The following is a 12,345-nucleotide window of genomic DNA, read 5'->3' on the forward strand; positions in this document are numbered from 1 at the left end:
AAGCTTTATAAATTCAAGGAATTACCTCGTCTTTAATACAAGAAATCTATGATACATTGGTACTAGCATCTGCCAGCCGCTACAGAAAAATTACCAATTGGGACTTGCTTAGTTTCCTGGGTCTTTACGTCTCCGTTGTAGAAAATCAGGAATATCCAATCCGGGTTTTTTGGGTTCTGCGGTTGGGGCTGGTGCTGGTGTATTTGTTGGTGGTTGTTGCTGTTGCAGTGGTCGCCGCGATTGTGGGGTGACAATGCCGGGACGTTGGTTGGCGCTGGTTTGAGTTTGTGCGGTTTGGACTTCGCCAGTAAAGCCAGTGGCAATTACTGTCAAGCGCACTTCCCCTTGGAGTCGGTCATCGATGACTGCACCAAAAATAATATTCGCGTTGGGATCAACCACTTCATAAATGGTTTCGGCAGCAGCATTGACTTCATGTAATGTTAAATCGCTACCACCCGTGATATTAAACACAACACCACGCGCACCTTCAATTGAGCATTCCAGCAAAGGAGAAGAAATAGCCGCGATCGCAGCTTCACGGGCGCGTGATTTGCCAGAACCAATCCCAATTCCCATTAATGCCGAACCTGCATCTGCCATGACTGCCCGCACATCGGCAAAGTCCACGTTAATCAAGCCGGGGATGGTAATAATATCCGAGATGCCTTGGACACCTTGACGGAGTACGTCATCAGCATAACGAAAAGCTTCTTGCATGGGAGTTTGTTCCGGGATCACTTCTAAAAGCTTGTTATTAGGAATGATGATGAGTGTGTCTACCCGGCTCTTAAGTCCTTCGATACCTTGTTCAGCTTGACTGGTACGACGGCGACCTTCAAAAATAAATGGGCGTGTCACAACACCGACTGTCAGCGCTCCCATCTCCTTGGCGACTTCTGCCACAATTGGGGCTGCACCCGTACCAGTACCGCCTCCCATCCCAGCAGTGATAAAAACTAAATCAGCACCTTCCAGAGCAGTTGCGATTTCATCTCGTGATTCTTCTGCGGCTTTTTGACCGATCGCCGGGTTGCCGCCTGCACCTAAGCCTCTTGTCAATTTCTGTCCAATTTGTAGGCGACTGGGGGCAGATGCCAAAGTTAGTGCTTGAGCATCGGTATTGATTGACCAAAACTCTACTCCACCGACATCTGAAGCAATCATGCGGTTTACGGCATTACTACCACCACCACCAACCCCAATTACTTTAATATTTGCAACCCTACCGGGAACTATGTCGCCAATGCGGGCATCTTCAATCGGAATTTTTTTGCTGTCATTATTCGACCCAAAATTTAGACCCGAATGGCTAAAAGGGTTGTTGGAGTTTACGGAGAGCGATAATCCGGGCTGTCCTGGAGATTGCGAGTTTTTATATGTTAGCCCTTGGTTATTATCAAGTGTCATGGGATTTGCGTGCTTGTAGATAAACGGCTTTTTAAGGTGTTATTCACCTAGTAGGTCAACTATTTGCAAGGCTACCATCATTAAAGATGATATGTTTTTTCTGCGGCTTATAACTTCCAAACGATTTTGGGTGGGCGATCGGAAAGTTGGTTTTGGCTACGCCTGTAATCAAGTTATTGGCTTTTAGTTTGTCATCCTCGAAGCTATTAATCGGCGAACCAAATGGTAATTCTAAAGAAGTATACCTAGTATTTACCTAAAATTGATATGTATAACTTCAACCGGACTTTTGTCGATTCACTGCAATGTTACACTTTTACTCCGTATAAGATTTGTGTTATTAAAAACCGATACATTGAGAATAGTAAGTTAATAATTGTCACTAATTTTACAATTGCATATGTATTTTTAGCTTCTCCGCAAAAACATTTTTAATCTTGTATCAATTGAAAAAGCTGTTGGCGAGATACTGAGATTCGGGTTGGTTTTCCATATCTCATTCACCTTTGCCAAGTCAGTTTAGTCGGATTTTCCCCCATGGCGATAGGTTAGCTGAAGATGTATATTCTCCAAAAATGCGATCGCTCTTTGGCTTTGGTATGAAAAGTATGATTACACAGTCAAAAATTATTGACTCACAAATATACCCAGTGATAAAAACGCGCCTAATAGCGCGTCTTGTTTGCTCGATCAACTTTACCATTACAACACCATGACAATAGATTGCAACTTTAAATACATATGAATACATAAGGTATGTAGTTTGTGCTAATCAAGTTTGTGCTAGCTATGTTGGTGACAACCTGCGCTTCTAGTAAACTGCGATTCTCTAGGGGAGACGCAACGCAAACGTCAGGCGACTGAGTCAAATCTTACCAGTATTCTCCAAGAACCTATGTTCACTAGAACAGAAGGGCGTTTGTTAAAACCAATCGATTACTCCAGGCTATACTGTCTCCAGTAAGAGGATGAAAAGATAAATAATCTCTTCTTTGCCGACGCGATGATCGAATTGTCTAACACCTTACGCCTCATCTCTAAATGTTTGGGTAATGATATTTGGAAAATAACGAATTCCCATCTTACTCCCAAAACAATATTAAAAACTTGTTCTCCTATTTTAATTAGAAGTTAACGCCTAATTTCGCCTATCTAGGCAAAAACTAAATACTCATTTACATATCTCACAAAATGAAACCTCGTTGTTAACTAAGAGATTTCAAGTTATTGGCGGGGATAATACAAGCTCTAATGTTTAAAACTCAAGTTTATTGACAATTATCTAGTTATTTGAGAGTTTAACCCTGATTTTCTCACTATCAAGCTTCAATATTGTCGCCAATTTCAGATTCTCAAATCTCAATCATTCCTCCTTTCCCAGCTAAATATGACTGAAATCTTCAGTTGCAATCTCAAGGATTTAATCGCTGTTTTTTCAGAGCATTTGTACTACGGGAAATTTGTATTGTTGGTGAATCTGGGTCTTTCAAGTCGATATACTCGATTTGATCGGTATTCACTTGTGCTGGTAGGTGTGCCATTTGCAGAAGTACCTTAAATTTTTCTGGGAGTAGAGAATTAGGTGTGCCTAAATGTACCTGACCTAATTCAGTTTTTAAGATTAAATTGCTGGGATCACGCCAGTCAATCTCAGTAATTTTTACAGAACTACGGCTCAGAGTCTGGTAAAATTGCGCCCAAAACTGCCGATATTGTTCGGGAACACCGATCACTTTGAGAGTGGGTAGTTTTGATTTTACATTTGAGGAACTATAGAAATCTGCTGGAATTAACGTCCCAGTGATATCAAGTAGTCCTAATGTCTTTTCTGTTACTCCTTCATCACTGCCATTGCGCTCCAATACAACCGCGATCGCCACGGGAATTCGTTCTTGAATTTCCACAACTAACCCTGGAGGCAGCAGACGACGACTAACATTTGCACGAGCGATCGCCGGCTGCTTTTGTAAAGACTCAGCAATCTGCGACGGCTCAATTTTCCACATTGATTGGGGATAGGATAAAGCGATTCGTGATTGCACAGCCTCATTGGAAAGCAATTGATTCCCGGAGACTTCGATATCTTTGGCAGCTTTTATGACCCAATGTGGTTGGATTGCACCCCATAACAAAGTACCAGCCAAACCACTAACCGCAACTGTTTGCCAAATCCTCTGAATAATCTTGACTCGCCGTTGTCGGCGTAACTTGTTCCGCCTCTGCGTTAAATCCGTGCGGGATACTGATGCGATATCAGTCATGAAAACCCCTTCCACACCTGAAATTTTCAAGTTTGCTGTCTTGCACTAATAATAAGCAAGTCACCAGCAAATTTAAATGAACCATATTTGCAACACCAAACCACTTTTCCCGAATTTCCTGAAAATTCCAGCAAATTCTCAAAATTCACACCAAAATTTTTGAGCGTGCAGATAATAATTTCTTTAAAAGTGTGCAGCGTTTATTTTGGAGCAAATGTAGCTTTTTGACTGTGGGGTGAGAGCCATCATCGGAGAAAAAAAGCTACAAATGAGGTATTGACAAAAACTAGATTAAATGGATGTACGCTGGTTCATAGCTAAATATTTAGTAGTAGCTATTCAGTCTTCAGCGTGAATCGGTAGAATGCAATGGTTGTAGTTTTATACTCTACCAAAAAAATATGGGAATGGGAAACTAAAGATTGGCGTTCAGGAAAAAGGTGAACAGAAATAGGTGGAGAACTAAGCTGTGGCGCATTTAGTTTGTATATTAGACGCGGGCAAGATGCCCACACTACAATAACTTGATGTTTTTCATTTATACAATTTAGCTACACATCAGCTTATACCCAGTAACCACTAGCCAATACCCGAAACGAATTTCCCGGCACAGGTATTGCCAAAAATATTGCAAAAACTCCCTAACTGAATATATACTCCTGATTGATTGACAAATATTTGAGTCAATGTTATCAGGTTGGTGACTTACTTAATATACGGTGTATTCAAGACAATTTTCTATTCCCAGCTAGAATGTGATAATTCTGGAATCTTCAGCAAAACATTCAGTATGTTTGGGTAGGTAGAGATTGTCAAAAGTTAAATAGCGGGTGTAAAAAAGACAGATACATTCGCGATCGCTAGGGATAACTTCAACCTCTACCCGATTAAATACTAGGTTAGCGTATCAAAAATGACCTAATGCTCTCTGCTGTATAGCAAAATACAGGGGTATTAATTGATGTTGTCACAAAAGTCGCTAGTCAATTTGGGGTAGAGGAATCGTATATAAAAGTACCAAAATAATTGCATCTACATGAAAACAAGTCTAAATTTATCTAGATTTTTCAAAGCCTGTAACCCCAGTAAAACGTTAGTAATGGGCGATGCTGCGGATAGGCAGTATTACATTGACTTTTCAGATGTGCGCGGTTGCAAAATAGTTGAAGAATTGCAACGAACTATAGTACGTATTTCTCCTGACGATCCAACTTGCCAGTTATTTACAGGTCATATTGGTTGTGGGAAATCAACCGAGTTGCAAAGACTGAAAGCAGAGTTGGAATTGGCTGGTTTCCATGTTGTGTATTTTGAATCTAGCCAGGATTTGGATATGGCTGATATTGATGTCAGCGATATTTTATTGAGTGTTGCCCGCCAAGTCAGCGCTAGTTTGGAAGCACTGCAAATTCGTACAAAACCAGGATACTTTACCAATCTATTTAAAGAAATCGGTGATTTCTTGCAAACTCCAATTGAGTTGACTGGAGAAGCCGAGTTTTCACTAGGTATTGCCAAAATTAGCGCTAAAACTAAAGATAGTCCACAGATGCGATCGCAATTACGACAATACCTCGAACCGCGTACTAATAGCATTTTGCAGGCAATTAATGAAGAATTGCTAGATCGGGCAAACGAACAACTCAAAGCACGAGGGCAAAAGGGTATAGTCGTCATCATCGATAATTTAGATCGGGTCGATATGCGACCAATGCCATCCGGGCGATCGCAACCAGAATATTTGTTTATAGATCGCGGGGAACAGTTGCGTCGTCTCAAATGCCACCTTGTTTATACAATTCCGCTAGCGTTAATTTTTTCCAACGAATACGAAACCCTCAAAAATCGTCTCGGTGGGGGAATTGCCCCCAAGGTACTACCAATGGTACTAGTTAGACAACGTAGTGGTAGCGACTACGAACCGGGAATGGCTTTATTACGTCAGCTTGTCCTCGCGAGAGCTTTTCCAGAAGCGTCTTGGAATGAAAGGTTGGGAATGATTGCTGAATTATTCGACTCACCCGAAACCCTAGATCGCCTATGTCGCGTCAGTGGAGGGCACATTCGTAATTTATTAGGTTTGCTCTATAGTTGTTTGCAGAGAGAAGACCCCCCATTTTCGCGAGAATCCCTAGAAGCAGTTATTAAAGACTACCGTGATGATTTGCTACTCGCCATCAACGATGAAGAATGGGAATTACTTTACGAAGTCGTTAATCAACAAAGTCTCAAAGGTGAATCCGAATATCAAAGATTGCTACGTAGCATGTTTGTTTTCGAGTATCGCGATCCCACTGGACGTTGGTTTGGCATTAGTCCAGCACTTGCCGAAACAGAAAAAGTCATCGCCTGGCAAAAAAAAGTTTTTAGGGCTGAGTTTTGAGGAAAAAGGAGAGGGGGAGATGGGGAGATGGGGAGATGGGGAGATGAGATGCAAATCATATTTTCCATATCTATTCCATATCTATAATTGTCCCCGCGTCCCCGCGTCCCCACATCCCCACATCCCCGCGTCCCCAAGCAAACTAAGTATTTATACAGTAGCAAACAGCATTAACATAAAATTCTGTGAAATCTATCAGTAATTACACAGTATTCATTCAGGCATGTTAATGCCAAAATCATGTTTCGGCAGGTTGGCTACTTATTGTTCTTTTCTAGCCCAGTTTTGAGTTATGACAGAGTGGCAATTCACAGCAGCGATCGCAAACGCCAATCAGCGTTCACTACAACGTTTGATTCGAGCGATCGCGCTTTCTAAAGGTCAATTTGCCCTGATTTTAGTTCGGTGCAACTACGGGCAATTACGCAGACAAGTGTTGGAAAACATTCGTTCGCTCACTAAAGATGTTTACTTACGCGAATTGGAGCTTTTACCCTCCGCAACTGCAAATCTACACAACACAATCGTCTCAGAACTGTATCTAGACATTCCTGCTGTAGCTGGTGATGCTTTACCATCTGCTGTAATGGTATTTGGTTTGGAGTCTGTTACATCTTTGGAAGATGTTTTAACTGGGTTAAATCAAGCACGCGATATTTATGCCGATACTTTTCCATTTCCTTTAGTGTTGTGGCTGAAAGACGAAGTTGCAACAATGTTGTTACGTCTTGCACCTGACTTTAAGAGTTGGGCAGCAACAACGATTAAGTTTGAAATGGCGAAGGAAGATTTAATTGCATTAATCCGTAAAGAAACTGAATCGGTATTTACTGATGTTTTGAATACAGGTTTAGATACTGGTAATCTGAATTCCAATTTAACTGCAATCAATTCAATTTCTAGCGAAATCGCCACAGCCCGCGAAGATTTACTACGTTTATACAATTTCCAACTCGAACCAGAAGTGGAAGCTGGATTGGAATTTGTTTTGGGACGCAATGCTTATATTGATGACAAAATCGAACCTGCTCTCGCTCATTATCAGCGTAGTCTGACTTTATGGCAACAGGAAGGGGAGACAGGGGGACATGGGGATACGGATAAAACTTACCGGGATGATTTTTCCCCCAGTAAAGCGCGGACGACATATCTTTCCCCATCTCCTATCCACTCTCTCCACCAAGCTATAGTCCTCTTTCACTTAGGGCTGTGTTATCGCCGCATGGCTGATTTGCGTCCAGCTTTAAATCGCAGTTATTGGCAGGAAGCACTGATTTGGTTTAAGCAATCTCTAGATGTATTGGAACTGTCGCAACGACAGGATTTATTAGCTAATTTCATTACGCCAGTTTGCGAAATGTTGCAACGCCTGGAAGCTTGGGAAGAATTGCAGATGATGGCGCAGAAGTCTTTGCAATTACATCAAGCGAATGGTAGCAAGGCGCAGGAAGCTCAAGATTATGGTTTTTTGGCGGTAGTAGCGGCGGCGCGCTCCAATTGGGTGCAGACTTACGACTTGGCGAATACTGCCCGTTCCATTGCCGAAGCCGCCTCTGGGGTGACACGACAGCAGGAAAGTTGGTATCTTCTGTTACTTGGTCGCGCCCAACGCCACTTGGGTGAGTGGGAAGAAGCAATCAATAATTTGGAATGGGCGAAGGTTGTTTGTGAGCTTCAATACGAGCCATCATTATATTTAGAGATAGTTGAGGAATTGCGATCGCTCTATTTTTTCGAGCGCCACAATTACAGTGAAGCCTTTACACTCAAGCAAGAAAAAATACAAATAGAGCATCAGTATGGCTATCGAGCTTTTATTGGTGCGAGTCAGTTACAACCACAGCGCTACAAAATTAATCCCTTAGCTCAAAATTCTAAGTTTCCCCAAATTCCCGAAGAGGTTGCTCAGGAAATTGCCGCATCGGGACGACAAAAAGACATCAATCGTTTAATTGAAAAATTAACCAGAACTGATTGTAAACTAACAATTATTCATGGTCCTTCAGGAGTTGGTAAAAGTTCCATACTCAAAGCCGGATTAGTACCAACTTTACAGGAAAGAGCCATTGGCGATCGCATGGCAATGCCAATTGTGCTATCAGCCTATAGCGATTGGGTGACGGTATTGGGGCGCAATTTCAACCAATCTTTAGCAAAGACAGATTTATCGGTATCGATCAAATTTTCAACTTCGGTATTGTTGCATAATCTCCGGGAATTGGCGGAGCGTAATTATGCGGTTGTGTTGATTTTTGACCAGTTAGAAGAGTTTTTCTTTACGATTAAAGACCAAGCCCAGAGAGTTCATTTTTATAAGTTTATTAGTGAATGTTTAAACATACCTTTTGTCAAGGTAATTTTCTCAATTCGCGAAGATTATTTACATTATTTATTAGAATTTGAACGGCTTGCCAATGAGAGGGGACGCAAAGGTTACGATTTAGGAGTAATTAACAAAAATATTCTCGACAAAGATATTCGTTACTATTTGGGTAATTTTTCGGTACAAGATGCCATTGGCGTAATCGATATTTTGACCCAGCGATCGCATTATGAATTGAGTAATGAATTAATTGACCAATTAGTGCAGGATTTAGCTGGGGAAGTTGAGGAAGTTCACCCCATAGAATTGCAAATTGTGGGGGCACAATTGCAAGCGGAAAAAATCACCACCTTGGAAGAATATGAAGAATGTGGTGGTTCGGAAAAACTGGTGGAACGCTGGCTGGAGGAAGTTATTAAAGATTGTGGTCGCGAAAATGAACAACTTAGTTGGAAGTTATTATTTGAATTAACTGATGAAAAAGGAACAAGACCTTTACGAACTAAAATAGAACTGGCAGTTGCCTTAACTAAGAGTATTGATACTGCATTTAATTTAGATTCCGATTGGGAATTGATTCTCGATATTTTGATGGGTAGCGGATTAGTCATGCGAATGCGCGACGAGTCTGGAGATAGATACCAACTCGTCCATGATTACTTAGTGGAACCCATCCGGCAAAAAAATAACTACGGAATAGTTGCCGAACTCGAAAAAGTTAGGTTCGAGAAAACCCGTGCCGAAGTCGCCCAAAAACTGAGCCAAGAACAACTCAACTTCGCCCTCCAAAGACGACTGCGGGAAGCCAGAGTCGCAGGTGTCGCCCTGGCAATGATGACTGCCACCATTGGCGGATTGTGGTGGCAAGCCGATAGTCAAAAACGTGTTGCCGTTCATCAAAGCATTCGAGCAGAGCGTAGCGAAAACAATTCTAAAATCAGTGCGATTACAGCCGCTAGCGAAGCCCTTTTCGCCTCAAATAAAGAATTTGACGCTTTAATCGAAAGTTTGCGGGCATGGCGCAGACTCAACCAAGCGAATGGAGTCCAAGCAGACACCAAAGCTAGAGTTGTCACCGCACTCCAACAAGCAGTATATGGAGTCAAAGAAATCAACCGTTTGGAAGGACATACAGATGTACTGTGGGGTGTGGCATTTAGCCCTGACGGTAAAGTCATTGCTTCCGGTAGCACCGACAGAATGGTGAAAATCTGGCAACCTGATGGAAAATTACTGCAAACCCTGAGTGGGCACAATTTTGCCGTCACACATGTTACATTTAGTCCCGATGGTCAAACTCTAGCTTCTGCAAGTTTAGACTCAACAGTCAAACTGTGGCGACGTAATTCCGAAACCGGCGAATTTAACCCCCATCCATATAAAACCATCGATGGGCACAGCGACGGAATTCTCAGTGTCAATTTCAGCCCTGACGGCGAACTCATTGCCACCGCCAGCCAAGATAAAACAGTGAAACTGTGGCGCAAAGATGGAAGTTTATTCAAAATTCTCCGAGGACATAAAGATACTGTTAACTGGGTTAATTTTAGTCCCGATGGTCAATTAATTGCTGCTGCTAGCGAAGATAAAACCATTAAAATTTGGCGTAGGGAGGGAACTCCAGTCGCCACCCTACCCGGACATAAACAAGGTGTAACATCGATAGTGTTTAGTCCTGATGGTCAATATATAGCATCAGGAGGACGAGACAGCTTAGTCCAACTTTGGCGCTACAACTACTCAGCCCCAGGAAAAGTAAATTTTCGCCTGGAAAAAACCCTACAAAATCATCGCGCTACAGTTTGGAATTTAAATTTCAGCCCCAATAGTAAATATTTAGCATCTGGAGGAGACGACAACACAATTAACCTCTGGAATTTAGATGGTTCCCTCCTACAAACATTTAAAGGTCATAACGATGCGGTGTCCAGTATTGCCTTTAGTCCCGACAGCAAAATCCTTGCCTCCGCTAGTTGGGACAAAAGTGTCAAACTCTGGAGTTTAGAATTATCCCAGTTGCCAATTCTTAGCGGACACGAAGACAAAGTCTTTAGCGTTGCTTGGAGTCCTGACGGTAAAATGCTTGCCTCTGCTAGTCGCGATCATACAGTGAAACTTTGGCAAAGAGATAATAGTGCTACCAATGCTCGCCTTGCAAAAACCTTAGAAGGACATCAGGGGCTAGTTCAAAGTGTGAGTTTTGACAACACTGGACAAATACTGGCGACAGGAAGCCACGACAAAACAGTTAAATTATGGCGACGTGATGGTTCCTTAATGAGAACCTTAACCGGACATACCGATAAAGTTAGAAGTGTGATTTTTAGCCCCGATGGGCAAATGTTAGCCTCCGCCAGCCAGGACAAAACAATTAAACTGTGGAATCGTGACGGAGATTTACTCAAAACCTTAGAAGGACATCAAGGCTGGGTAAATAACCTCAGCTTTAGCCCCGATGGACAAATTTTAGCCTCCGCCAGCGACGATAAAACTGTCAAACTGTGGCAACGAGACGGCACATTAATCAAGACCCTATCTTCCCACGATAGTTGGGTATTAGGAACAAGCTTTAGTCCCAGCGATCGCATTTTAGCTACCGCCGGTTGGGACAATACAATTAAGCTGTGGGATTGGGATGGTAAATTGCTCAAAACCCTACTTCGGGGTTACAGCGATAGTGTCAACGCCGTCACCTTCAGCCCCAATGGTGAAATCATCGCTGCTGCTGGTTGGGATGGTACAGTCAAGCTTTGGAGTCGAGAAGGTAAATTAATCAAAACCTTCAACGCCCACAAAGCCCCCGTATTAGGCGTAAGCTTCAGCCCCGATGGTCAAACATTAGCATCAGCTAGTGAAGACAACACCATTATTTTGTGGAACATGGACTTAAACAACCTCTTGCAACGTGGCTGTAATTGGGTTGGCGACTATCTCCACAATAACCGTAATGTCGAAGGACGCGATCGCAATTTATGCGAAGGAGTTGCTAGTCGCTGAAGCCAACGTCAGAAATAATCCCTCTAACCCCCATCTTCCTCCTGCATATTTGCCAGTAAACCTTGTAACCGCATCCTTTCTATGTAAGGCCATCCCCCCTCCATTTCAATCTCCCGTAATAATGCATAAAGAGCTTGACGATTTTGTGGTAAGCTCGCCTGGAAAACGCCGTCTCGAACTTCTCTATGTAAAAATTCTAACTGACGTAATAACGCCAACAGCGCGATCGTATCCCCCTCACAAGCCGCGATCGCATCTTCGACAGATGTGCTAATTTTCTGGAGTTTATGGGATAAAATCCCTGATTCTGATTCAAATTGATTACTATTGCTCATCACACCAAATTGATACTGGAATTGATACTAAGTGATTCTGTTGAGAAAAATTAAAAACTTGCAGAAATTAAAACAATAGTACAAGAACGTAGAATAGAGAGTGCAGAATTCAGGATTTCAGAATTCTGGTTCTGCACAGCTTTTCCTTTTTTGCACGCAAACACAACAAGGTAAAAAAGTCCATAGGCAAACCTTTTGATTTTGAGCCAGAAAAAATAGTACGATCTGGCTGAAAAGCATATAAAAAACGGGCTGCGTGTAGTGGCAACACGGACACGGAAAACAACGATAACAGCGAAGCCGGCAAAACCCTCTCTGGGTATTCATTCTAGCCTTCTCTTTCGAGTCTGGAATGGTGTCGTTGCGTGCAAGAGCGTTATTTTCTTTGCGCTCTGACTCTAACCAAAAATTTGTTGGTGTGAAACTGCGACAAAATGCCAGATTAATTAAATAGGACTTACGCACGGATTACCTATCTACACATTGTGTAGAGGTGATAGATGAGTAAAATGATGCTTTTCTTAATCGTCAGGAAGCCTTCTGAAAGCCTGATTTTTTCATCACAAGCGCGTCAGTTCTAACTAAAAGTTCTGTCAAATGGTTTTGTCCAATGCAGCTTTCGAGCTTTTTATCCTC

5 protein-coding genes are annotated in these 12,345 nt (G+C 42.3%); 2 read left to right on the top strand and 3 right to left on the bottom strand.

Annotated elements, in window-relative coordinates; all coding sequences use genetic code 11:
* Nucleotides 1–108: 108 nt before the first annotated feature.
* Together ftsZ and VB733_RS09680 are read right to left on the bottom strand one after the other, a co-directional pair.
* Nucleotides 109–1,410: a cell division protein FtsZ gene (ftsZ, locus tag VB733_RS09675; protein WP_323339871.1), complete on the bottom strand. Its 1,302-nt coding sequence runs from the start codon at nt 1,408–1,410 to the stop codon at nt 109–111.
* Between the two features lie 1,412 nt (nt 1,411–2,822).
* Nucleotides 2,823–3,671 (bottom strand): cell division protein FtsQ/DivIB, encoded by an 849-nt coding sequence (locus tag VB733_RS09680; protein WP_323339872.1) that lies wholly within the window; start codon nt 3,669–3,671, stop codon nt 2,823–2,825.
* A gap of 1,036 nt (nt 3,672–4,707) precedes the next feature.
* Between VB733_RS09680 and VB733_RS09685 the strand changes: the two genes are divergently transcribed.
* Both VB733_RS09685 and VB733_RS09690 read left to right on the top strand, forming a co-directional pair.
* Entirely contained in the window at nt 4,708–6,054 is a 1,347-nt protein-coding gene (locus VB733_RS09685; protein ID WP_323339873.1) for a P-loop NTPase fold protein, read from the top strand.
* A gap of 292 nt (nt 6,055–6,346) precedes the next feature.
* Nucleotides 6,347–11,374: a hypothetical protein gene (locus tag VB733_RS09690; RefSeq protein WP_323339874.1), complete on the top strand. Its 5,028-nt coding sequence runs from the start codon at nt 6,347–6,349 to the stop codon at nt 11,372–11,374.
* 23 nt (nt 11,375–11,397) lie between these two features.
* On the opposite strand, the gene VB733_RS09695 is transcribed toward VB733_RS09690, so the two are convergent.
* Nucleotides 11,398–11,709, bottom strand: a complete 312-nt coding sequence (locus tag VB733_RS09695; RefSeq protein ID WP_323339875.1) for a hypothetical protein — start codon at nt 11,707–11,709, stop codon at nt 11,398–11,400.
* Nucleotides 11,710–12,345 lie beyond the last annotated feature (636 nt).

Source organism: Calothrix sp. UHCC 0171, assembly GCF_034931845.1.
GTDB lineage: Bacteria > Cyanobacteriota > Cyanobacteriia > Cyanobacteriales > Nostocaceae > Brunnivagina.